Source organism: Aetokthonos hydrillicola CCALA 1050, assembly GCF_017591665.1.
In the GTDB taxonomy this organism is placed as follows: Bacteria; Cyanobacteriota; Cyanobacteriia; order Cyanobacteriales; family Nostocaceae; genus Aetokthonos; species Aetokthonos hydrillicola.
Window position 1 is genome coordinate 1 of sequence record NZ_JAAKGC010000069.1, and the last position, 22,626, is coordinate 22,626.

Sequence of the window (22,626 nt, forward strand, 5' to 3'; positions counted from 1 at the left end):
AAATTTTAGATGAAATTGCTGCTTTGGATGCGGAGAGTGCTGAGATTTTGGCTGGAATTAGGGGAATGCTATAAGAAGCCGAATGAGATCTGAGTGAACTTATGAGGGCTGAGCGAAGTCGAAGCCCGAGAGGTCAGAATAATGCCCTATATGTATATTCTGGAATGTGCTAATGGTTCTTTTTACACGGGAAGTACAAAATATTTGCCTCTTCGCTTATGGCAACATCAAAATGGTTTGGGTGCAAATCATACAAAGAAGCGATTACCTGTAAAGTTAGTTTATGCAGAGCATTACGACCATGTAGCAGATGCTTTTTATCGAGAAAAACAGGTTCAGGGTTGGAGTCGGGCTAAGAAGATTGCTTTAATGAATAATGATTGGGATCGCCTTCATATTTTGGCGGAGTGTCAAAATTATTCACATTATCAAAATGAGCAGGCTGGTTTCGGCTTCGCTCAACCAGCATTAGACTTCGCTCAACCAGCAAATGAAGTTGAACCAGCAGAGGATTAGAGGGATGATGATAATTAGGCGATGGTATGCAGTTGACAGTTGAGCGAATGTAGACACTCAGGCTGTCGTTATTACCTTGGGCAAGCACTTCAGCGTATATCTGGCGCGAGTTTTGAGAATTGTTAATTGATCCGCCTCTGCCAACAAGTCATCTAACTCAGCAACCTCATCGGTGCAGAGGAATTATTCTTTATCTCTCACCACTAAATCATCCAAATGAGTTTGATCTGCGATAGCCAATTTACAACTTGCCAGTATATGTATGCATGAATGGGGAATACTATCTATGTAGGCGGCAAGGAGGAGAATATCATAGAATGAAAGAGATTCGGGGTGATGCTAAAACGATTCGTCAACTTCTCAGTGGAAATAAATACGCGATTGATTATTACCAACGAGAATACTCCTGGCAAACTAAACAGGTTCAAGAACTTCTACAAGACTTAGCAGGCAAGTTTTTAAATGACTTTGAGCCAAGTCATGAGCGCCAAGCTGTCGAAAATTACGGACATTATTTCTTGGGCTCAATTATTATTAGTCAGAAAGAAATTAGTAAATTCATTATTGATGGACAACAACGGCTCACTACTATATCTCTGCTGCTTATCTTCTTGCATAATCTGCAAAAGAGTCGTTCAGAACAAGTAAAAATAAATGATTTAATTTACTCAGAAAAATTTTCTATAAAATCTTTTAATTTAAATGTTGAGGAGCGTAATTCTTGCATGGAAGCCCTCTTCAACGAAACTCATTTTGATGATCCTGAGCAACCAGAGTCAGTAAAGAATATTGTTGCCCGTTATGGCGATATTAAGGAATGTTTCTCAGAGGATTTAACCGGAGAGGCTTTACCTTACTTTATTGACTGGCTAATAGAGAATGTCCACATCGTTGAAATTACGGCTTACTCTGATGAGGATGCTTATACCATTTTTGAAACGATGAATGACCGAGGGCTATCTCTTACACCTACCGATATGCTTAAAGGCTTTATGCTGGCGAATATTAGCGATGAAGCTAAAAAGGAGGCGAATCGGCTTTGGAAAAAGCAGGTAAATCAGCTTAAAGAGTTAGGTAAAGAAGAAGAAGCCGATGCCATAAAAACCTGGCTTCGGAGTCAGTACGCCCAGACCATTCGAGAACGTAAAAAAGGTGCTGTCCCTGGTGACTTTGACCGCATCAGTACAGAGTTTCACCGTTGGGTACGTGACCATAAGCGGATAATTGGACTCCATAGAAGCACCGATTTTGTGCGTTTTATAGAGAGAGATTTTGCATTTTATACCCGTCAATATTTAGACTTGCGAGAAGCCTCTATTTCTTTGAAACCAGATTTAGAGGAAGTTTTCTACAACGCACGGCAAAATTTTACTCTTCAATATCCCTTGCTGCTTGCATCTCTGAATCCTGACGATAACTCTGATATCATTAATAAAAAGATTCGTTTAGTAGCAACTTTTATTGATATTTTGCTTGCTCGAAGGTTATGGAACTTCCGAACCATTACATACAGTACAATGGAATACGCTATATTCGTGATCATGCGCGATATTCGCGGAAAAGCTCCTGCCGAACTTGCAAAGATTTTGCGTCAGAAGTTAGATGCAGAAACGGAAGTCTTTGCTTCTTGTGAGCGACTGCAACTGCATCGGCAAAATTACAACGCTATCTACCATTTTCTTGCTCGCATCACAGACTATATAGAATGTCAATCAGGAGTAAAATCGCGTTATAGCGAATATATCGCTACTGGTAGTAATCGATATGAGATAGAGCATATTTGGGCAAATAAACCTGAGCGTCACTTAGATGAATTTTCCAGTGAAGCCGATTTTTATGACTATCGCGATCGTATTGGGGGGCTTTTGCTGCTGCCAAAGTCATTTAATGCTAGTTATGGTGACTCGTCTTATGCTGAAAAGTTGCCTCATTACATCAAACATAATCTTTTAGCTCAATCACTCAATCCTCAATGTTATAACCATAATCCCGGCTTCTTGGCGTATAAAGAACGCTCCGGGCTACCGTTTCAACCGCATGAGGAATTTAAAAAAGCAGATTTGGATACGAGACAAAAGCTTTATCAAAAGATTGCTGAAGAAATTTGGAATCCAGATCGGTTAAATAAGGTAATTGAACCTTAATTTTATTGATAAAAAATCTTCACCAGATCTCCGCCAAATGCAAAACAAAATCTGGTAAAACATCTTCCCCCGATAAAGTTTGTGGACTTTGTAAAATTTCAACTTCTCGATTGGGACGATAAATTTCTACCTGCTGCTGTCGGCGATTAATTAAGCATCCCAGTCTTGCGCCATTATTGATATATTCCTTCATTTTGGCGCGTGTTTTTTCTAGAGAATCACTTTTAGACATTAATTCAACCACAAAATCGGGACACAACGGAGCAAATCTTTCTTTTTCAGCTTGAGTCAAGGTTGATCAACGTGCGACGCCTATATTATTGGGAACACTATGTGAATGTACATTTAATTTTGCACAAGTACTTATCTGACGGACAGCACTATCCAAATCCTCAACACTGCGGTTATCTCTGGTACTATCTTTACTGAGTGCCACCTTGATCGCCTTTAAAATTAGTTTTTCTTTAAAAAAAGTAAATTGCAGCATGAGCAATGACCTAACGCAACCGACCAATGATCTCCTGTTTCAAGAAATCAGACAGCTGATAGATGTTGCAAGACAACGTGCTGCCGTTGCCGTCAATGCAGAAATAACCCTATTATATTGGCAAGTTGGTAAACGGATCCAAACCGAAGTCCTACAAGGTCAACGCGCTGAATATGGCAAACAAGTCATTGTTTCTTTATCGCAGCAGCTAACCCAAACCTATGGTAAAGGCTGGAGCGAAAAACAACTGCGGCATTGTCTGCATTTTGCAGAAACCTTTCCTGACGAGCAGATTGTCTCCACACTGCGGAGACAATTGAGTTGGACGCATATTAAAACCCTAATGTATATTGATGAACCCCTAAAGCGAGAATTTTATATAGAAATTGCCCAACTTGAACGATGGAGTGTCCGCCAACTGCAAGAACGTATTAACTCGATGCTATTCGAGCGCACCGCCCTATCCCGCAAGCCCGAGAAAACCATACACCATGATCTAGAGCAATTGCGCCAAACGCAACAGGTCTCACCCGATCTGTTACTAAAAGACCCCAAATTTTCTCCACGCGCTTGGGCTTGGCGAATTTCTTTAGCAAGTTCGATCAGTTCTGCTATTACCTGAGCAGCTTCGATTGAGCGGTTTTGATAGCGTTTGATGGTATTTTCCAACATCTCGCTGAAGGTGCGCGATTGAACTAAGTTTTTGTGCGATCGCGTTTTAATCTCATCGTTAAGCAACTTTCGCAAAACTTCCAGTGCTAGGTTTTTCTGAGGTAAAGCTCGTACTTCTTCAAGAAAACCGTCGGAAAGAATCGAAATATCAGGGTTATTCATCCCCGCTGCTGCAAAAATATCAATCACTCCATCAGACGCAACCGCTTTCGAGACTATCTGACGGACGGCGGTATCTAAATCTTCCGGACTGCGGTTATCTCTAGTAGTATGTTTACTGAGTGCTACCTTGATTGCCTGAAAAAAGCCAACTTCATCCCGAATTGCGATCGCTTCATCCATACTGCTTACCAAGGCAAAGGCTTTACCCAGTTCACTAACAGCTTTGATGTAACGATTTTTACCATCTTCTAAACCAAGAACAAAATCCATCGCCGCAGGAATTACAGCAAGGCGTTCGCTCGGACTACCTGTAAAAAAAGCGGAGTAATCAAAACTATGGTAAATAGCACTAGCATAACAAGTACTGAAGAGCCAATATTATTAGAAAATCAGCGTTTTTGTTTACTCGTCTTTGATTCAGAACGGGAGGTAATTCTGGAATGGCTACCTTAGATAATTATCGGACAATCATCCAAAAGATATTAACCGAATACGCCGAACTGCCCTACGCTTACGGAGAACTAGAAAGACAATTAATTATTGATAAAACTGCCAACCGTTACCTACTACTAACAGTAGGCTGGGAAAATAAACAAAGGGTGCATGGTTGCCTAATCCACATCGACATTATAAATGATAAAATCTGGATTCAAAGAGACGGCACTGAAACAGGCATAGCTAATGAACTTGTCAATGCTGGAATTCCTAAAAATCAAATTGTTTTAGCCTTTCAACCTGCTGATGTGAGAAAGTATACTGAATTTGCAGTACAGTAAGATTATTTATATTCTCTACTACCAATATTTGATGAAACCCTAAAAAGAGAATTTTATACAGAGAATGAATTTTGTTTACCGAATTCAAGGTGTTGATTTTGAATGGGACACGAGTAAAGCGGAGAGCAATTTTATTAAGCATGGTGTTAGATTTGAAGAAGCAGCCGAGGTTTTTTTTGATCCTTTTTATCAAGAGGGAGATGCAAGTGCCAATAATGAACAGCGCGATTTTATTTTAGGGTATTCATTATCACAACGTTTATTATTAGTGGTTTATGTAGAACGAAAAATCCGAAAAAGAATTATTTCTGCTCGTCCTGCAACCAGAAGCGAAAGGAGATTATATGAGCAATAATCATGAAGAATTAAATCTAAAACTGCGTCCCCGTGTAACGGAAGTTGTTTCCCTCAATATACCTACTGATACCTTAGAATCTCTAGAAGAAGTAGCTACCAGTAAAGATATGTCTGTAGAAGCGTTGCTGAAATTTTATATAGGACAAGGTTTGCGGCAAGATATAGCTAAGTTGTTTAATGAACGTTTATTAGATAAAACTGCACAAGTTTTGTCACGTCATATTGAGTCTGATGAAGAAATTGCTAGAATTATGCAAGAAATTAAATCGGAAACAATAGGATAATCGTACTTTCCCTCATTCTTATTAGCAGTCATCATGAGTGAACGCTACACTCTCCGGATCTACCAATAATATGCTGAGAGCCTCCAGCTTCTAGCCGGGGGATGAAAGCTAAAAGCTAGTTTAAACTCACGCCAGTATCTACTTAGAACGCTGGTCTTCAATGTATCGCTTAACAACTTCAGTGCTGACTTGACCAGTTGAAGCAACAAAATAGCTAGGACTTCCATTGACAAGGCATTTTTTTAAGTTCTGGAAATTCCCGCCTTAGATGGTGAGACGCTCTGGCTTTAATCCAACGGGCAACATCACTTATGTGATTCATGAGGTGGGACGTTCAAGAAGCAGTGTACGTGGTCGGGCATAATTTCAAGTGCTATAAGCTTCCATCCATGTTCAGTTAATAAAACGGCTAGATTTATTATAAATAGCATTTGGCATAGTTTTTGCACGAGGGAGTTTTAGCTCAACAATGCTCCTAAGTAAAACCTATGCAAGACAAGCAAAAACCAAGCCAAAAGAGTTTGCGCGCGCTAGATTTCTTAAACTTATTTTTAGCAGACGTGCGAGATGGTGTTGGACCATATCTCAGTATATATTTAAAAGGTTCCCAACATTGGAATCCAGAGCAAATCGGGATTGTAACAGCCGTTTCTTCAATCACTACAGTCATTGCACAAACACCGGCTGGTGCTTTAATTGACAAACTACCCCAAAAACGGATGTTGATCGTATTGGCTGCTGCGGTGGTAACAGCAGGCTGCTTTTGTATAGCTTTGTTTCCAACTTTTCCAGTAGTCCTCGGCTCTCAGGTTTTGATTGGTACTGGTGCAGCAGTTTTTCCCCCTGCGATCGCTGCTATTACTCTAGGGCTAGTAGGACGTCGTAAATTAGATCAGCGTGTTGGTCGTAATGAGACATTCAATCATTCAGGTAATTTACTTGTTGCGGTTTTATCCGGTTTTGCTGGTCAATTTATTGCGCCTAAATCTATATTCTTCCTAGTTGGACTAATGGCTGTCGCCAGTGCTTATTCTGTTTCGAGAATTCGTGAGAAGGAGATTGACCATGAACTGGCTCGTGGTGATGGAGAGGAACGTGATGAGGAGAAAACAGGACCTAATAATAAGTATGAAGGCATACTCAAGTTGTTGCAAGACCGCCGCATACTTATGTTCGCTACCGCAGTGGTTATGTTTCACTTTGCCAACGCAGCAATGTTACCCCTGGTTGGTCAACTACTTGCTCAAGGTGGGCAAAGAACGGGATTGAATGGTACTGTTTATTTGTCAGCCTGTATTATCATAGCTCAGTTAGTTATGATACCTTCAGCCTACTTGGCTGGTCGTTTTTCTAATGGTGGGCGAAAACGCGTCTTTCTAATAGGTTTTGGTGTTTTGCCTATTCGGGGGGTGCTTTACACGCTCTCCCACAATCCCTTTTTTCTCGTTTCTGTACAAATTCTGGATGGGGTTGCGGGGGGTATTTTTGGTGTTCTATCAGTCCTGATGGTTGCGGATTTGACTAAGGGGAGCGGTCGTTTTAATCTGACTCAAGGAATGCTTGCAACCTCTATAGGTATTGGTGCAGGTTTAAGTAATTTGCTGGCTGGGATTGTGGTACAAAAGGCTGGGTATGATGTCGGTTTTTTGATGTTGGCAGCGATCGCCACTGTGGCTTTAGCAGTTTTCTGGTTCCTCGTACCCGAAACGAAAGAAGAACAGAACGTGCAAAAAAGCCACGCTACTACCACTTAAAAAAACTCGGTTTCTCAGTTAAGAGTTGGCACGAAAATTGCACATTAGAAAATTGTAACTTAAACAATACCTTATCATGAAAAAACAATCAGTCAGCATTAATGGCACTGTTCAGGCTTATCTCCTCCAATCAGAAGGACAAGTGGAAGGAGTGCTACTCTCTGACGGTAAACAACTGCACCTACCAAAACATTTAAGCGCAGCTGTTCAAGAGACTGTCAAACCAGGGGATATAATTGAGGCGATCGCCGAACCTGGCGAGCCTTCAACTTTAGGAGAGGAATTTCGCACCCTTAACCTCACTAATATTCGCACAGGTAAAATAGTAAGCGACCAACCTTCATCACCATTACCTAAGCAAGGGGAACCCCTGAGTGTTGAAGGAAATGTCGCTCATTGGCTAGTCGGTCATAAAGGAGAACTCAAAGGCTTTATCCTTTCGGATGGGAGTTATTTACATGTTCCGCCTGTGTTGAGAAAAAATCTCACCGAGCGAGTTAAGTTGGGCGATCGCCTCAGCGCTCAAGGTTACGGAACACGTAACGAACTGGGTACTAGTATAACGGTTGAAACTCTTATCTGTAACGAACAACTGTTAATGGAGTTTCATGCCAAAGACGCACACCATTACAAGCAAACAGCGCATCACCACGAACTAGCAGCACACTACTATCGCAAAGCAGCGAAACATGCTGAGTCTGGAGAGCAACAAAAGACTGCTGAATACCTAAGAATTGCCCGCGAACATCAACAGCAAGCGCTAAACCACACCGAAGAGGCAGACTCTCGAAGCTATTAGCGGCTGATAGGCTTTATTATACGAAGTTGCGCTTTATTTATGCGAAGACAGCGCAACGACAAATCGGTCAATTTATTGTATAAAAATTTACGTAATCATCATTACAGCAGCTTTCAAATAGATGAGTTATACCGACAGTCTACGGGCAAACGCCGGAAAGCCCCTACAGGGTGTATTTGTTTCTCTACTTTAGAGTATTGGTATGATCTTTCTACGATACCTCGTTATTGTACTCACCTATATCGGATTGGGACTGGGTTACCTACCCGGGCTGCGGATGAATCGTGCCACAATCGCTATTGTTGGTGCTGCGTTATTAATGGCGTTGGGAGTATTGGATTTACCTGCAGCATGGAGAGCGATCGACTATAAGACGGTGATTTTCCTGTTCGGGATGATGGTAATCAGTGCGAATTTAGCTGCTTCTGGTTTTTTTCAGCTTGCCCTTGATTACACAATACGCCGGATTCACAGCCCATTCGGACTACTAGTGGTGTTAACTTTTGGCAGTGGCTTTCTTTCGGCGCTGTTTCTTAATGACACAGTAGCCCTGATCCTCACACCTCTGGTAGTGAGTTTAACTCAATTGCTGAAGCTTAATCCTCTTCCCTATCTGCTGGCTTTGGCAGGTGCAACCAATCTCGGTTCTGTTGCTACCCTAACAGGAAATCCTCAAAACATCTTGATCGGTTCGTTCTCTGGCATTAGCTATTTGAATTTTGCGAAAGCCTTGACACCGCTTGCTTTGGTTTGTTTAGTGATTCAGGTAGGTTTACTATGGTGGTTATATCCCGAAGTGCGATCGCTTAGCCCTTACCTAAAAGTAGAACCGCCTCGCTACCGCATCATTAAACCACTGCTTTTTAAAAGCCTATTTATTACTACCGGATTGCTAGTGGCGTTTTTGATAGGTATTCCTACGGCTGAAGCAACGCTGATTGCGGCTGGAATACTGTTGGTAACACGCCGCCTCAAGCCCGATCGAATTTTACAAAAGGTGGATTGGGATTTGCTCGTGATGTTTTGTGGGCTGTTCATTCTTACTGAGGGTGTGCAGAAACTTGGTTCGCTGGAATGGTTTGTCCGGTTTGTTGATCATCCCTTGAGTATTCTGGGTGTTACGGTTTTATTATCAAATTTAGTATCTAATGTGCCTGCTGTGCTGCTGCTACATCACCTGATTCCTCATCCTGATTCACGTACTTGGTTACTACTAGCAGCAGGCTCAACACTGGCAGGAAATTTAACTCTACTGGGATCTGTAGCAAACTTGATTGTGGCAGAAGCGGTTGCTAAGCAAGGACATCGGCTGACTTTTGGGGAGCATTTGCGTTTTGGGTTACCGTTAACTGCTATTACCGTAGTGCTTACCTATTTCTGGATTTATCAAAAAATTTGGGTTTAAAACCCTGTCCTTTTAGGACGGCTCTGTGTTAGAATTTGAACATGTCAGTACAAGACATTTAAATAAAACCTACTCCCGGACTGGGAGGAAGTATACGCCCAAAACACTGTAAGGAGACATCAGTACGCCTTAAAGGCAAACGTATTGAGCCGCGCGTACCTGTGAAAACAGGATATTAAGACGCTTTAGGTCTTAAGAATCTCCGTCTCTTTAGAGCGGAGAGTGTCAATGAGTTTGCGCTTATGGGACGAATTAATGAGAGACATTTTACGGTACTTTACAACGGTGCGACGAGCGATCGCAATTCCAAACCTTAGCTGTAATAATTGGGCAAGTTGATCATCGCTATACGGTTGCGTCGGAGGTTCTTGTTCAATCAGTTGGATAATCATCTGTTGGATCTGTCTGGGTGTACGTCCACCGACAGTTACAGGAGTACAGAGCGATCGCAACGGGATAATTCGGCTTTGTTTTCCGCCAATCAACAAGTAACGTTCTCTCACTATGCGACTAACTGTAGCATCTGAAAGCCCAACCGACTGAGCGACGAGTTGCTGAGGTGTTGGAACTAAATCTACGCTGTCTTTACTTGTAAGAAATGCTTGCTGGCGATTTACCAAAAACTCTCCGACTTTGAGTAAATTTTCTTGCCACTGGTTTAGTGCTTTCACTAGGTTCCGTGCTTGTTCTAGCAAGCTTTCAAGCTCTCGGGTTTTCTTTGCTGAATAGTGGTTTTGGGTAAGACTAGCGATTGCTTCTTCATCTAGGCAAAATTCTTGACTCACCTCATAAGCTAAGGAAACTTGCCACCCGTTTCCATTCGGTTTAACTTTTAAATCAGGAGTGACAATGGTCGCAGGTTGATAGCTAAAATTCCTTGCAGGGCGAGGTTCTAGCGATTGAATTTCCTGAATTGCTGCTTTTAGCGCTTGCAGATTGACAGGGGATGGTAAACGGTTTTGTTGTAATTTTTCCAACAATAATTGTTGGTTTTGTTTGGACTCAGTTGAATGACGAACACAATTGGCAATATCTTCTAAGTAGTCTCGCACCAGTAATGTGGCTAGACTATGAGGCTGAGATTGCAGTTGCAATAGTAAGCATTCTTGTAGCGATCGCGCACCTACACCTGGAGGATCAAGACTTTGCAGGTGAGGTACAACAGCTTCCAACTCGCTCATGCTCCAACTGCTTTCAACAGCCCAGACTTGAGGTGATTCTTCTAAATAGCCAGAGGGTGAAAGCCATTGAGTGAGGTATAACAGTGCTTCTCGCTGTTGAAATGAAAAGGTAGAAGCGGTAATTTGTCCACGCAAATGCTCTTGTAAACTCGGTTCAGTCGCAGTCGGAGTATACCAATTTGGTAAAACGTCCTCTAGCAATGTTTCCCGATTTGTGGAGTGTTGATGCAACAAGAATGGATTGTGCTTCGCTTTTTCTTGCAGATGCTCTCGAATTTGTTGATGATTCCAAGGCAACAGCTGCACTAATTGGCGTAACTCTGGATAGAGAGCAACTTGCGTCTCTAAATGTGTTTCTTGTGAAGGATTTGTATTTAATATAAATCTATTCCTCCTGTTGACTGAAAAGGATATGTTCTGGAAGAATTACACGCCCGCCAGATAAAACCGCAGCCCGTTCCAAAGTGTTCTGCAACTCGCGCACATTACCAGGAAAAGAATGATTCGCCAGCTTTTCCATTGCAGATTGAGCGAGCGCTAACCGCTTTAATCCTCGTCGTACAGCAATAGTGCTTAGAAAGTGTTGGGTGAGTTGTTCTAAATCTTCAAGGCGATCGCGCAAAGGTGGTAACTCAAGCTCTACAACATTCAATCGATAAAAAAGGTCTTCGCGAAACTGATTTTGCCGTACCATTTGTTCTAGATTACGATTTGTTGCGGCAATAATTCGCACATCAACTACGCGTGTCTGATTGCTACCCAACCGTTCAAAGGAACGATCTTGTAACACTCGCAGTAGCTTACCCTGAATCGCAGGACTAAGTTCTCCTACTTCATCGAGAAAAATCGTACCGCTATTTGCCTGCTCAAATCGTCCGATTCGCAGGTGGTTTGCTCCAGTAAACGCTCCTTTTTCGTGCCCAAAAAGTTCTGCTTCTAGCAAATTTTCTGGGAGTGCGGCGCAGTTGACTTTCACTAATGGTGCTTTGCTGCGGAGACTAGTAGCATGAAGCGTGGATGCAACCAGTTCTTTCCCAGTACCGGATTCTCCAGTAATAAGAACCGTCGTGTCTGTAGGAGCAACCCGCCCGATAAGTTTGAAAACGGATTGCATTAGGTGCGATCGCCCTAATAATTCATCTTGTCCCGCTTGCAATGCGGATTCACCAACCTGATACATTGGCTCTTGATGATGCGCTAATGCTTTGGCGGTTAAATTTACCAATTCGTCTAGGTCAAACGGTTTGGTGAGATAATCGTAAGCGCCCAACTGCATTGCCTCGATGACTGTGCGACTAGTTCCATAAGCTGTCATCACAATCACGGGTAGCTCAAACAGCTTTCGCTCTAAGTGTTTCAAGACAGTCATTCCTTGGGTTTTGGGCATTTTCAGATCCAGAAACACCAAATCAGGATGAGCGCTGGAGTCTTGCAATAACTTTAATCCTTGTTCTCCATCTGCTGCCTCAACCACTTCATAACCTTCACTATGGAGGATCTGGGCGATCGCCTGCCGTAATGGTTTTTCATCGTCAATAATGAGAATTTTAGGCATTGCTATTGATCCTCTCATCTGTGCTAGTAGGTAGGTAAATGCTGAAGCGAGTACATCCGGGTTCAGAATGTACATCTATATAACCTTTATTGCGTGTCACAATTTCATGGCTAATGGCTAATCCCAATCCTGTGCCTTCTGGTTTAGTAGAATAGAACGGAACGAAAATTTGATCTTTTTGCGCATCAGACAATCCTTGTCCCCGATCTTCTACCCATGCAACCAAAGTATCATCACTTTGTTCTTTATTACCTGATATCTGCTTGACTCCAACTATCACCTTCCCATTTTCAGGACTTGCTTGAATTGCATTTAGAATCAAATTGACTAGAACTTGTCCTAGTTCTCGACGACGAAGCGGTATTTCTGGCAACGGTTGGGCAGAAGGCTGATAGACTAAATCAACACTGCTTTCTTCTGCTTTTAGACGCAGCAGAGCTATTGATTCTTGTGCGATCGCTTCAAGTGAAGTCACTGTTGGAATTTCTTGCTGGTTTTGGTCAAAATACAAAAGTCTCTGTACCAAATGTTCCAAACGATCTACCTGTTCGAGTAAACTGGCGATGGGTAAATGAGTTATTCCTTGTTTTTGCAGTTGGCGTTCTGTATATTGCAGGTTCAAACGCATACTAGCGAGCGGATTACGAACTTCGTGCGCAACGCCTGCTACTAATTGCCCCAACGAAGCCAATCGCTCAACTCGACGCAGCCGTTGCTCTAAATCCTGACGGCGAAACTGCATTGTGTTGATTGCAGTTCCCAATAAGCCCATTTCAGCCGGTAGAAGCGGGATTTGTTCTGCGGGATTTGCTTCCATTGTTTTGAGACTCTTTTGCAGTTGCTGTATACCCCACTGAAGCTGCATCGCGATCGCAAACGTCCATATACCCACAATCAAAATCCCCAGCACTATCAGTCCACTGAGAATTTTTTGCTGTCCATCTTCTGGACGTGGCATTCGTTTCATCGTCCATACAGATCCCCACAGTGGTAATGGATCTGCTCGCAGTACCAAAATATCAAGCTTTGGTCGCAGTATAAGCTCTTGTGGTAAGCCTTGACTAGTTGCTTGTCGTGCTAGTTGTAAAATTGAGTCTCGTTCAGCAGCGGGGATGTCTGTTTTTGGCACTGCTCCACCATGAGTAGGAAAAGCGTATCCTAGTAAGCGATCGTGCTGTGGAAGATAAAATCCCCCTTCCACACGAGGAAAATTTGCTAAAGCGTCTGTTGATAATTGCTGTAATGATTTGTTTAAAGGCTCATCAGGGATTTCTGAATGATTCAGCCGAGATTCCCAAAACAGTTTGATTAAACGCGTATTAGCGCTAGCGATCTCCCGTTGATTGTGGGCAATAACTGTTCCTTCCAAACTCTCTATCAGTTGTATCACGAGCCACAATGCTAACCCGCTGAGGCAGAAAAACAAAACCGTCAGAATGGTGAGTTGCTGTCGCAGTGTCCAGCGTCGTAGGAGCATAAAAGGTTGATTTGCTGAAAGCGTGAAAGTGCAAAAACGATGCCGCCTCTTATCTTGCTCGATTTACTCTCTCATTAACCTGTATCTTTGGCACGATTTTTGCAAATGGTAATCCTACTATCTTGGCTTTAGAAAATGTAACAGACTGTAAAGTAATCAAAGTCGTTGCGATTGCGTCGTTTTGCCCGCCACGACATACATTGAAATTTTTATGCCAACTTAACTTAGATAATTTATTTTTTTAACTTCCATAGAGATTGACTGTTCTTGAAAACTGAGGTTATTTCCCAGTTGTGTTCTTTTTTCAGAGTATTTTGCAATTCTTGAGAAGCATTCAGGAAAAATAAATCGCTAAACCCGTCAGGATTTTGTTTAATATCTATCCCGGAAAATAATTGAAATTTTGTTTTTGGTTCTAGGAGGTAGCTTATAGATAATACATTCCCCCACCCCCAGTCTTGTCCACACTCGGAACAAATAATTAAGGGATTTGGGGATTGCTTAATAATATTAACTATAGGAATATTGTCAGAACTATAAGCTTTATTCGACCAAGTATTTTTCGGTAAAATAATCAAACATGATATTATTTCCAGACAAATTATGACAACCAGCAATAGCCGCCATAAGTTCTTATTTATTCTCTTATCTGGAGATAAGATAGTTTTTTGAGCAAATAAATAAGCTATAGCTAAATGGCATCCTAAATACACAGGAATTGCGTATCTCACCTGGACAGAACGAATCCCACCAAAAATTATATCTGGTACTGCTTGAGTTAATGCTGTCAATGAGATTAATATGACGATAAAAGACCAAGTTGTCTTTGGGGTTTTCTGATACAGAAAATAAATTGCGTAAAATAATAAAAAGACTAAAAACCTAATAATGAAAAACCAGAGATTATTTTGTAGCTTATCTTGGTAACTATACTGAGTTGTGATGTCAAAAAAATTCCGTGCCCAGTGAATCTGCCATCCGTCTAGTATATCATTCAGCGGCAGAGTATATTTTGCCCATTCTATTGTCTCTTGAACTTTGTCTAATTGAATAATTATTAAAAATAGCCAAGGAAGAAAAGGTAGTATTCCAGCTAACAATGCCTTTAGATAAGCAATCAGTATTTTATCAGTTCGAATTCCTTGATTGAAAACTACATAAGTCAATTGTCCAATCGCTACAAGGCTAAATAATAAATGTGTGTAAAATCCGAGCAACAAACTTATAGAATAAATACCCCAACTTAATTTTGTGTTCAACCTCATTGCTCTGAGCAATGCAGCACTAGATAGCAAGATAATCAGTGTATACAAACTATACATTCTTGCTTCTTGGGCATATATAAGATGAAATGGTGATGCAGCTATAGTGGCAATTGCCATTAAACCGACAATTCTTGATTGAAATAATTCTTGACATAGCCAATAGAGAGTAGGAAAAACTAATACACCTATAAAGGCAGAAAAACTTCTTGTAGCTGCGACTGTGTTTCCAAAGAATTTCACCCACAAATGTGTCAGAAGAAAATACAGGGGCGGATGCTTCGGATCTTCTGTAGCTAAACCTTTAACAGTATCTATAATAGTTTTTCCAACAGTTGGGCTTTGATATTTTTCTAACAAGGTTCCAGCAGTTAATATATGGCTATTAACTACTTCCTGCATTAAATCTGATTTTGTGTGACCGTAAATTCTTAAATAAGTAAATGTTTCGTCTGCCCAAGATATTTTTCCGTCCAGATTAATAAATCTCAGAAATATTCCTATGACTATTAGGACAATAGTTAGCACTTTAAAAATATTTAAGAATAAATCATCATTCCTTCTTTGGATTGTTTTCGATGAGTCGGGCATATAAGCAGAATATTATTGATCTTGAATTATTATACTCACCCAAGCACGAAATTCTTTCATTATTTTATTTCTCCCTTCTATTTTGCTGCGTTCTAAATACTGGGGAATAATGTCCCTCAAACGGAATCCAGGAAAATGAAGACTTTCATTCTCCTGGATATATCGACCAGATTGCAATACATTGATTTCTAATTGCTTTCCATTAAATAGCCATAATTCTTTTACCCCTAACACTTCATAGTTATCGAACCGGGTTCGGGAAGTGATGTCAATTTCCAGGGCTAGATCTGGCGGGGGGTCTACTGCTAAATCAATGCGTTTTTTCCCTCTAATCGCGGTTTCGTTTTCAATATAGAAACAGTCATCTGCTTCTATACCTTGCTTCATTGTTTCACTTTTAAAAGTTGTTGAACCCAAATTTCTAAATTCAATATTAAGTTCTTCGAGAAGCACCTTTACCAAGTCAGCAATTATCACTCTATCATCTTCATGTTCAGGTAAAGGTACCATTATTTCCAAAACTCCCCCACTATAATTAATTCGCGAATTGCGTTTTTCTCCAAACTCTTCTAGCATCTGTTCGTACATCAGCCAACTGACATCAGTCATTAGGAGTTGTTGACCAGGAGGGACGACGATCTGTTTGAGTTCGACTTGCATTTTTATTCTTGGTAGGAGAGTTATAGACTGGAAGTTTCCAGATTATGGTTTTCGTAAGTAGTTAGTTTTTATCTTAACACAACGATACGTCCTGCAACTACAAGTGAAAGGAGATTATATGAGCAATAATCATGCTAATCCATCCTTAGATTTGTGCAATTGAATCATGTAGCGGGTCGCTCTGTTCACCCTACTAAAGAAAATTTAACATAGGCGTTTGATTTTAAGCTTGGTAACGGAAATTCTTAATTTCTTGCTTAAGGTGCTGCCTACATCTAAGATCTGTCTTGATAAAGATTAAGATGCCTACACCTTTGTTTACTTGGGTGTCGGTAAGTCATGAAAGGAGTTTCCATGAGTTGGACTAAAGTTCTTTCAGCTGATACACTTCCGTTAAATGAACGTCAGGTGGTGAAAGTAGGGAATCGTAATATCCTGCTTTTAAACCACGAAGGTCAGCTTTATGCGATCGATAATGCCTGTCCTCACCTAAAATTACCGATGAAAAAAGGTAAAATTACTGAAGACGGAGCTATTGTTTGCCCTTTCCATCGCAGTGCTTTTGATCTGCGCACTGGTGAGGTTAAAGCGTGGAGTTCTTGGCCACCAGGCATAGGCAAAGTGCTTAGTGTAATTTCACGAGAACAGGTATTGTCAGTTTTTCCCACCCGTGTGGAAGAAGGAAGTATCTGGGTTGACGTTGACGGATAAAGTAGAGGGAGCTCTTAGCAGGGAGCTCTTAGCAGGGGGAGCAAGGGAGGCAGGGGAAGCAGGGGAAGCAGGGGAAGAATAAAACCAAGTGCCCAATCCCAATGCCCCATGCCCCATTCCCCATTCCCCTCATTTACCTAGCAGTTTGTAAAAGTGATTGCAATTTGAGTAAGCGATCGCGAGCCGCAGCTAAAGTTTCCGGCTTCTTACTAAAACAGAACCGAATAAAATCTCTACCTGCTTCTGGTTGAGAGAAAAAGCTGGAACCTGGAACGACTGCAACTCCAATTTCTTTAATAAGATATTCAGTAAATTCCACATCACTTTTGTAGCCAAAGCTAGATATATCAGCAAACACATAGTAGGCTCCTTTTGGAACAAAATAGGGAATCCCAACTTGATCCAAATTTTGCAACATACTGTCTCGCTTTTGTTGATAAAGCTTTGCTAGTTCCTTGTAATAACTAATAGGAAGTTGCATTGCTGCGACTCCTGCTCTTTGTAAAGGAGCGGGTGCACCTACTGTAAGAAAATCGTGGACTTTGCGAATCGCGTTAGTTAGTTCTGGATTCGCTAAAATATAGCCGACTCGCCATCCTGTTACACTATAAGTTTTAGACAGTCCATTGATGGTAACGGTGCGCTCCTCCATTCCTGGAAGTGTAGCCATTGCTACGTGTTCTTGTCCGTCATAAAGAATGTGTTCGTAAATTTCATCTGTATATACTAAAACATCCCACTTTTGGCAAAGTTCAGCAATAACGGTTAGCTCGTCGCGGGAGAATACTTTTCCTGTTGGGTTATGGGGTGTATTAACGATTATGGCTTTTGTACGCTCATTAAATGCTTGCCTTAGTTCAGCTTCATCAAATGTCCAGTCAGGCGCGTGTAGCGATACATAGCGAGGGGTTGCACTAGCAAGTACTGCATCAGGACCATAATTTTCATAATACGGCTCAAATACAATCACTTCATCGCCCGGATCAACCGTAGCAAGCATGACAGCCGCCATTGCTTCGGTAGAGCCACAGGTTACAGTAATTTGTCGTTCAGGATCAATATTTAAACCCAGGTACCAGCGAACTTTTTCAGCAAGGGCATGACGAAAGGCGCGATCGCCCCAAGTAATGGCATACTGGTTAATATCTGCTTCGATTGCTTCACAGGCTGCCCGTTTTAGTTCTGGGGGGCAAGGAAAATCAGGAAACCCTTGAGCTAGATTGACTGCATTATGCTGTAATGCGAATCTCGTCATTTCTCGAATAACAGACTCTTTAAACTGGGTTGCCTTGAGTGAAATTTTCTGCTTATGTACTTGAGTCACCCTATGTCTCCACTATTATAATATCCGGTAAAACAGACGATTTACCGGATATTTTAGAGAAGATTATAACAAATTATTCACTCAGGATATATATCCATTGGCAGAGATAATAAAACTAACGAATGCAGCCATAAGATGATTATGCGAGAATATCCTGTAGCGCTAGGATAAGTGAATCAAACGATATTACAGCAATTTTCAGGTAATTAGACCACAGTCGTAGGGGCGCAACGCCTTGCGCCCTTACAAACGGTGTGGTTCATTTGGGTGAAAACTGCTGTAAGCTAATTTCGGCAGTTGCAAAGGTGCAGCAAGTACCTTTATTAGCAATAAGCCAAATCATAGACAGGATGAACGATACTGCCAAAGCATCTGCATGGGCACCTCTAAGAGGATGAGATCAGGGGAGAATAATAAGTGTTTAGGAAAAATTTCTTATTCCTTTTGCCCTATTCCCTACTCTCTTGTTTTGTAAACTGATTAGGTAGCAAGAAGTGTCGAAAGATTGGCATAATGCTTATATGCGATCAATAGACACATTTCAAACCCAACGCCTGCTCGCCGAACGCTTGCGAGCTGAACATCTTGGTGATTTTTGCCGTATGCATCAAGATCCAAAAGTCATGGCGACTCTTACAGCTCATGGTGGTATTCTCTCAGAAAATGAAACGCAGCAGTCTCTCGAAAATAACCTTGAACATTGGGATCGTTACGGCTTCGGTTTATGGGTATTTCGAGACAAAGTAGACGGTCAATTTGTTGGTCGTGGCGGTTTAAGAAATCTCTATGTGGACGGCAAGCAGGAAGTAGAGTTAGCTTACGCGCTCAGATCAGAATTCTGGGGTAAAGGGTTAGCAACAGAAATGGGTGAGGCAATTTTGAGGTTGGGTTTCGAGGAGCTTTGTTTAGCAGATATTATTTGCTTTACCCTAACAACCAATTATGCATCACAGCGTGTGATGGAGAAGTTGGGATTTAAATACGAGCGTAACATGATTTATGCTGGCTTACCCCATGTGTTTTACCGTCTGAATGCCTCTGCAAAGCAATTTAGTTAATAAATACCCACCAGCGATCCGCAACTCTCAAACATCGCAAGAAATTAAAGCTAGTGTACTTATGACTTGAGTGCACTAGCTTGAAAAATACTTACATTTGAGAATTATTGAGACCAGCTAGCAGGGACAAAGGTAGAATATGTACCATTAGCTAACTTTCTACAAACTGGTACTTCTCCAGAATCAGGCAAGTCAGCTAGTGTGTATGTTGTGCCGTCGATTTTGAAGGTTGCTGGTAGCGTTGTTCCTTTCTGAGGACGTAGTATACCAGTACCACAGCCATTAACTCCTACGGTTCTTGTTGAAGCGGCAGGAACTTCAATCGACACAGAGGCTCCAGCTGTTTTACCTACAATAACCACCTGTCCTTTGGCAGTTTTGAAATTTGCAGCTCGCGCCTCTACAAATGTTCCATTCGTACAAGCAGGAAGTGTTTGAGTAGCTAAACTTGCATAGTCGATTGCCGTCCCATCTACTTTGAGATCAGTGAAACTCGTGTTTCCTTTGGGTGGTGAAAGTTTTACCTCGCCGCAGGCTCCAGCAACCCTCGTGTATGTTCTTGGTAAGTTACCAAGATCTACAGCAACGCGAGCACCAACAGGTGCATCAATATAAACTGCCGTCACATTGTTAACAGTAGCCTTATAAACAGTGTTGGTTTTGTATTTTACGGCTGCTGCTGGCGCTAAAGAGGATGCTACTAAACCAAGAGTTAAAGCTAAGTAAGAGATTAATTTAACTTTCATAATTCTCCTTGCACCATTCGTTTCTTTATGCTTTCCTTTTATTATCTTCAATAATTAATACACTGAAATTGTGGTAAACACTACACTTTATCTTGAGAAAAAACCTTTATAAACAGTATTTTTACTAGAATTAATATTTTTGTTTTATTGTATAATATGTATTAGATTTTACGTCAAATTGGTGTCCAATACAGATGTTGACGCAAGCTCCTATCTAATTGAAGATGGAAGTCTGCTACCAACAAGTATGTGTAGTGCTGACAGTTATTCCTCTGCCCTCATTTGCATTGAACAATCAACATGTGGTTAGGAGAGAAGTGCTGTGACTACGCTTTTCCACATTTACAGCAATTTTCAGGTAATTAGACCACAGTCGTAGGGGCGCAATGCCTTGCGCCCTTACAAACGGTGTGGTTCATTTAGGTGAAAACTGCTGTAAGTTGCATTTTGCTCTATTAGTCAGAAAAGCTTCAAACCCTATGCCCTATGCCCTATGCCCTTTGTTGTCTAAATGCGCAAACTAGATGTGGAACATCAATTATTTTCGGCTTCCTTAACATTCAATACCAGAAGCTTAAGTTGAAATAGTGTACGCCGCATTTTTGCCCACGATGTGTACACTTGTACTTTTGCACGATCTAAAGAATTCTGTTTACTAAGATAAGTTTCAGTATCTGAGTTACCACGCAGATAACCAATCTCATAGACCTGAAATTGCTCTATAGTCCTATTAGTAACAATTTGTGACATCTGAAATTCAACTCTTGCTTCGTCAAAGTTGCTCAAAGCAACTGCTACCTTTTCTCGAATAGTGTCAGCCTGTTGTGCACGCTGTCTTTGTAGTTCAGCAATCCTGATCTGAATATCACTTATTTGGATAGCCTGTGATTGGGTACTAGAGTTCCCACCCTGGGAGCTTTCAAAAAATGGAGTGCCAATTACGCTAAGTAAATCGTTAATGATCCCAAGATTACCAGTCAATAATCTGGCAAGCCTATCGAAGAAACCTGGTTTACGGGTTGTAGTGGTATCACTTGATGACGGAGAGCCTAGCATATATTGAAGTGCAGGTGAAAAAATAGACAAACTAATGGTTTTCTTATTTCGCGCTTTTGCTTCGTCAACCTTCTGATTTGCTTCCTGAACCCGTTGATCAATTTCTTTTAGTAGTGGGGATTGTGCGACAGCTTTGTCTTGTAACTGTTGCAAGCAAACTGCTGATGTTTCAAGGCAAGGTAAACCACCCCGCATGATCCGCCACATATCTTCATCAAACTGCTTCTTAACTAGCTGATCTATGTCTGGTTTGCTAAAAGGATTTTGCTGTGTCTTTGGAACTACGCTATCAGACTCTTGCTCAGCCTGTTCTGGATCTTGATCTCCATCAGTACTATCTGATGACGCTGGTTTAGAATTTTCGGTTTTGCCACCTTGATCACTATTGTCCTCGCTATCTCCACCATCACTTGAAGCTGGAGCCTTCTTGCTAGAATTTTGAGATGATGGTGATGCTGGATTTTTGGGGCTAGTATTCTGTGCTCCTGTTGCTGGAGCCTTCTTGCTAGAATTTTGAGATGATGGTGATGCTGGATTTTTGGGACTAGTATTTTGCGCTCCTGTTACTGAAGTTGTGGAAGTGCTTTGTACCTCTGGTGAAGTTGAAGCAGGTGATGCCTTCTTAGTCTTGGCTACGGCGGTTGTTGGACTCAGCGTTAAGAGTAAAACTAATAGTAATCGTGGTAGTCTGTTTTGCATTGTCGCCAATCCAAGGCTCTATTCTCCTGATATAACCCCTTCTTAGACTTTTGACCACCGAGATTTAACTGAGTTTGTTTGGTGGAGCATCGTAATTGTTAATAAAGTAGTGCTTTTCCCAGGTGAGGTGTCTGCCTTAGACTCACATGTTGCTTGCACACTATGCTCAGCGAGCAAGATGCTCACACTACTAAATGCATTTTGGATAGGGAACTAGAAGCATTTCTCCCCTCCTCCTAAGATGCACATTTTAAAATCCTTATACAGCAAGGGTTTTAGCTCTCCAAAAAAATGTGCTTCTTCCATATATTGCTAGTGGCGATCGCCGCTAGTTGGGCGCTGATATCTTGCACCTAGGCTGTCAGCCAGCCAGCGATTTAAATCGCGCTTCTGATAGCTAAAGTCCTCTTTAGATGACTGCTCAAGGATTTGAGTCCATTTCAATGGACTTAAGCTATTAGCCCGGAACTTAGGTTCTGGGTGAAATATCGGGCTGATTCAAAGTGGTGCAAGATGTCAGCCTCCCCTGTAGCTCTTTAGTATGGCTCATACGACTCGATCCCAAGCTGCCGCACAATTCTTTTACAAGGTACTCTTTCCTCAGAGTGAAAAAATCTTTTAGCAAAATCTGAAATCCTACAATTTCGATTTGTAGTTAATGAGGACACTAAACACAGTGGCACATACAACTGAAATATTATAGCTTTTCTAAGCTCTCTCTCAAAACTTAATTTATCTAGGATTTTAAGGAGAACTTAATAACTGGAATATTCCTCCATGCCTGCCACAGGATAGTTCACAAATCAAACAGCACCTTGGGCTAGAAGTATTTGCTGGCGATTGTAGTTGATATTTTTTGTGTGACACAATGCTATGCAAATTACTAGTTGTCTCTCTAGACTCAAATTATTAATTCAGTAGAAAATTCAATTTTTTGAGGACCTTGAAAG

The 22,626-nt window shown here is 41.4% G+C and carries 21 protein-coding genes and 3 pseudogenes; 11 read left to right on the forward strand and 13 right to left on the reverse strand.

Annotated elements, in window-relative coordinates; genetic code table 11:
* Positions 1-141: 141 nt before the first annotated feature.
* Together G4P69_RS26330 and G4P69_RS26335 are read left to right on the forward strand one after the other, a co-directional pair.
* Complete coding sequence (locus G4P69_RS26330; RefSeq protein WP_208338910.1) at positions 142-516, forward strand: GIY-YIG nuclease family protein; 375 nt, start codon at positions 142-144, stop codon at positions 514-516.
* Positions 517-833: 317 nt separating this feature from the next.
* On the forward strand, positions 834-2,660 hold the full coding sequence (locus tag G4P69_RS26335) for a DUF262 domain-containing protein (protein ID WP_208338911.1): 1,827 nt from the start codon (positions 834-836) through the stop codon (positions 2,658-2,660).
* A 19-nt stretch (positions 2,661-2,679) separates the two neighbouring features.
* On the opposite strand, the pseudogene G4P69_RS26340 reads toward G4P69_RS26335, so the two are convergent.
* Positions 2,680-2,952, reverse strand: a pseudogene (locus tag G4P69_RS26340) (Uma2 family endonuclease); the annotation flags it as partial.
* Positions 2,953-2,958: 6 nt separating this feature from the next.
* Entirely contained in the window at positions 2,959-3,147 is a 189-nt protein-coding gene (locus tag G4P69_RS26345; protein WP_208338912.1) for a hypothetical protein, read from the reverse strand.
* Between G4P69_RS26345 and G4P69_RS39505 the strand changes: the two genes are divergently transcribed.
* Positions 3,146-3,769, forward strand: coding sequence for a DUF1016 N-terminal domain-containing protein (locus tag G4P69_RS39505; RefSeq protein ID WP_243902096.1), 624 nt, complete (start codon positions 3,146-3,148; stop codon positions 3,767-3,769). The two genes, G4P69_RS26345 and G4P69_RS39505, sit on opposite strands and share 2 nt — an antisense overlap.
* Here the strand turns inward: G4P69_RS39505 and G4P69_RS39510 are convergent.
* Positions 3,757-4,326, reverse strand: a pseudogene (locus G4P69_RS39510) (DUF3387 domain-containing protein); the annotation flags it as partial. The gene G4P69_RS39505 and the pseudogene G4P69_RS39510 overlap by 13 nt on opposite strands.
* 95 nt (positions 4,327-4,421) lie before the next feature.
* Here G4P69_RS39510 and G4P69_RS26355 point away from each other — a divergent pair.
* From G4P69_RS26355 to G4P69_RS26365, 3 genes are all read left to right on the forward strand, one after another.
* The gene (locus G4P69_RS26355) at positions 4,422-4,757 is read left to right on the forward strand and encodes a XisI protein (protein WP_208338913.1); all 336 of its coding nucleotides are present in this window, start codon (positions 4,422-4,424) and stop codon (positions 4,755-4,757) included.
* Positions 4,758-4,821: 64 nt separating this feature from the next.
* Positions 4,822-5,112, forward strand: coding sequence for a BrnT family toxin (locus G4P69_RS26360; RefSeq protein WP_208338914.1), 291 nt, complete (start codon positions 4,822-4,824; stop codon positions 5,110-5,112).
* A complete protein-coding gene (locus G4P69_RS26365) occupies positions 5,102-5,398 on the forward strand; it encodes a hypothetical protein (RefSeq protein ID WP_208338915.1) in 297 nt (98 codons plus the stop codon). The genes G4P69_RS26360 and G4P69_RS26365 overlap by 11 nt, the downstream gene beginning before the upstream one ends.
* A gap of 138 nt (positions 5,399-5,536) precedes the next feature.
* Here G4P69_RS26365 and tnpA read toward each other — a convergent pair.
* Positions 5,537-5,802 (reverse strand): annotated as a pseudogene (gene tnpA, locus G4P69_RS40915) (IS200/IS605 family transposase); the annotation flags it as partial.
* An 84-nt stretch (positions 5,803-5,886) separates the two neighbouring features.
* On the opposite strand from tnpA, the gene G4P69_RS26375 reads away from it, so the two are divergent.
* From G4P69_RS26375 to G4P69_RS26385, 3 genes are all read left to right on the forward strand, one after another.
* A complete protein-coding gene (locus tag G4P69_RS26375) occupies positions 5,887-7,152 on the forward strand; it encodes an MFS transporter (protein ID WP_208338916.1) in 1,266 nt (421 codons plus the stop codon).
* Between the two features lie 76 nt (positions 7,153-7,228).
* Positions 7,229-7,951 (forward strand): hypothetical protein, encoded by a 723-nt coding sequence (locus G4P69_RS26380; protein WP_208338917.1) that lies wholly within the window; start codon positions 7,229-7,231, stop codon positions 7,949-7,951.
* Between the two features lie 202 nt (positions 7,952-8,153).
* Positions 8,154-9,356 (forward strand): anion transporter, encoded by a 1,203-nt coding sequence (locus G4P69_RS26385; protein WP_208338918.1) that lies wholly within the window; start codon positions 8,154-8,156, stop codon positions 9,354-9,356.
* Positions 9,357-9,541: 185 nt separating this feature from the next.
* Here G4P69_RS26385 and G4P69_RS26390 read toward each other — a convergent pair whose 3' ends face one another.
* The 5 genes from G4P69_RS26390 to G4P69_RS26410 form a co-directional block, all read right to left on the reverse strand.
* The gene (locus G4P69_RS26390; protein WP_208338934.1) at positions 9,542-10,951 is read right to left on the reverse strand and encodes an RNA polymerase factor sigma-54; all 1,410 of its coding nucleotides are present in this window, start codon (positions 10,949-10,951) and stop codon (positions 9,542-9,544) included.
* On the reverse strand, positions 10,923-12,092 hold the full coding sequence (locus G4P69_RS26395; protein ID WP_208338919.1) for a sigma-54-dependent transcriptional regulator: 1,170 nt from the start codon (positions 12,090-12,092) through the stop codon (positions 10,923-10,925). Before G4P69_RS26395 ends, G4P69_RS26390 begins: the two co-directional genes overlap by 29 nt.
* Entirely contained in the window at positions 12,085-13,569 is a 1,485-nt protein-coding gene (locus G4P69_RS26400; RefSeq protein ID WP_208338920.1) for a sensor histidine kinase, read from the reverse strand. Before G4P69_RS26400 ends, G4P69_RS26395 begins: the two co-directional genes overlap by 8 nt.
* Before the next feature lie 233 nt (positions 13,570-13,802).
* On the reverse strand, positions 13,803-15,422 hold the full coding sequence (locus G4P69_RS26405; protein WP_208338921.1) for a glycosyltransferase family 39 protein: 1,620 nt from the start codon (positions 15,420-15,422) through the stop codon (positions 13,803-13,805).
* A gap of 12 nt (positions 15,423-15,434) precedes the next feature.
* Positions 15,435-16,082 (reverse strand): Uma2 family endonuclease, encoded by a 648-nt coding sequence (locus G4P69_RS26410; RefSeq protein ID WP_208338922.1) that lies wholly within the window; start codon positions 16,080-16,082, stop codon positions 15,435-15,437.
* Between the two features lie 354 nt (positions 16,083-16,436).
* On the opposite strand from G4P69_RS26410, the gene G4P69_RS26415 reads away from it, so the two are divergent.
* The gene (locus G4P69_RS26415; RefSeq protein WP_208338923.1) at positions 16,437-16,793 is read left to right on the forward strand and encodes a Rieske (2Fe-2S) protein; all 357 of its coding nucleotides are present in this window, start codon (positions 16,437-16,439) and stop codon (positions 16,791-16,793) included.
* 133 nt (positions 16,794-16,926) lie between these two features.
* Here the strand turns inward: G4P69_RS26415 and G4P69_RS26420 are convergent, their stop codons facing one another.
* Positions 16,927-18,117 carry a pyridoxal phosphate-dependent aminotransferase gene (locus G4P69_RS26420; protein ID WP_208338924.1) on the reverse strand — a complete coding sequence of 397 codons (1,191 nt, stop codon included), beginning with the start codon at positions 18,115-18,117 and terminating at the stop codon, positions 16,927-16,929.
* Between the two features lie 494 nt (positions 18,118-18,611).
* Between G4P69_RS26420 and G4P69_RS26425 the strand changes: the two genes are divergently transcribed.
* Positions 18,612-19,175, forward strand: a complete 564-nt coding sequence (locus tag G4P69_RS26425; protein WP_310833941.1) for a GNAT family N-acetyltransferase — start codon at positions 18,612-18,614, stop codon at positions 19,173-19,175.
* Between the two features lie 104 nt (positions 19,176-19,279).
* Here the strand turns inward: G4P69_RS26425 and G4P69_RS26430 are convergent, their stop codons facing one another.
* The 3 genes from G4P69_RS26430 to G4P69_RS40060 all read right to left on the reverse strand — a co-directional run bounded on the left by G4P69_RS26430 (position 19,280) and on the right by G4P69_RS40060 (position 22,120).
* Positions 19,280-19,921, reverse strand: coding sequence for a hypothetical protein (locus G4P69_RS26430; RefSeq protein ID WP_208338925.1), 642 nt, complete (start codon positions 19,919-19,921; stop codon positions 19,280-19,282).
* A 534-nt stretch (positions 19,922-20,455) separates the two neighbouring features.
* Positions 20,456-21,676, reverse strand: a complete 1,221-nt coding sequence (locus G4P69_RS39520) for a TolC family protein (protein WP_243902097.1) — start codon at positions 21,674-21,676, stop codon at positions 20,456-20,458.
* Between the two features lie 312 nt (positions 21,677-21,988).
* Complete coding sequence (locus G4P69_RS40060) at positions 21,989-22,120, reverse strand: hypothetical protein (RefSeq protein ID WP_279605103.1); 132 nt, start codon at positions 22,118-22,120, stop codon at positions 21,989-21,991.
* Positions 22,121-22,626 lie beyond the last annotated feature (506 nt).

Excerpts from the sequence above, each read along its gene's own strand:
- G4P69_RS26330 (WP_208338910.1), top strand. The coding sequence starts at position 142 with ATGCCCTATATGTATATTCTGGAATGTGCTAATGGTTCTTTTTACACG.
- G4P69_RS26415 (WP_208338923.1), top strand. The coding sequence starts at position 16,437 with ATGAGTTGGACTAAAGTTCTTTCAGCTGATACACTTCCGTTAAATGAA.
- G4P69_RS26375 (WP_208338916.1), top strand. The coding sequence starts at position 5,887 with ATGCAAGACAAGCAAAAACCAAGCCAAAAGAGTTTGCGCGCGCTAGAT.
- G4P69_RS26335 (WP_208338911.1), top strand. The coding sequence starts at position 834 with ATGAAAGAGATTCGGGGTGATGCTAAAACGATTCGTCAACTTCTCAGT.
- G4P69_RS26360 (WP_208338914.1), top strand. The coding sequence starts at position 4,822 with ATGAATTTTGTTTACCGAATTCAAGGTGTTGATTTTGAATGGGACACG.
- G4P69_RS26380 (WP_208338917.1), top strand. The coding sequence starts at position 7,229 with ATGAAAAAACAATCAGTCAGCATTAATGGCACTGTTCAGGCTTATCTC.
- G4P69_RS39520 (WP_243902097.1), bottom strand. The coding sequence starts at position 21,676 with ATGCAAAACAGACTACCACGATTACTATTAGTTTTACTCTTAACGCTG.
- G4P69_RS26365 (WP_208338915.1), top strand. The coding sequence starts at position 5,102 with ATGAGCAATAATCATGAAGAATTAAATCTAAAACTGCGTCCCCGTGTA.
- G4P69_RS26405 (WP_208338921.1), bottom strand. The coding sequence starts at position 15,422 with ATGCCCGACTCATCGAAAACAATCCAAAGAAGGAATGATGATTTATTC.
- G4P69_RS26385 (WP_208338918.1), top strand. The coding sequence starts at position 8,154 with ATGATCTTTCTACGATACCTCGTTATTGTACTCACCTATATCGGATTG.
- G4P69_RS26355 (WP_208338913.1), top strand. The coding sequence starts at position 4,422 with ATGGCTACCTTAGATAATTATCGGACAATCATCCAAAAGATATTAACC.
- G4P69_RS26345 (WP_208338912.1), bottom strand. The coding sequence starts at position 3,147 with ATGCTGCAATTTACTTTTTTTAAAGAAAAACTAATTTTAAAGGCGATC.
- G4P69_RS26430 (WP_208338925.1), bottom strand. The coding sequence starts at position 19,921 with ATGAAAGTTAAATTAATCTCTTACTTAGCTTTAACTCTTGGTTTAGTA.
- G4P69_RS26410 (WP_208338922.1), bottom strand. The coding sequence starts at position 16,082 with ATGCAAGTCGAACTCAAACAGATCGTCGTCCCTCCTGGTCAACAACTC.
- G4P69_RS39505 (WP_243902096.1), top strand. The coding sequence starts at position 3,146 with ATGAGCAATGACCTAACGCAACCGACCAATGATCTCCTGTTTCAAGAA.
- G4P69_RS26400 (WP_208338920.1), bottom strand. The coding sequence starts at position 13,569 with ATGCTCCTACGACGCTGGACACTGCGACAGCAACTCACCATTCTGACG.
- G4P69_RS26395 (WP_208338919.1), bottom strand. The coding sequence starts at position 12,092 with ATGCCTAAAATTCTCATTATTGACGATGAAAAACCATTACGGCAGGCG.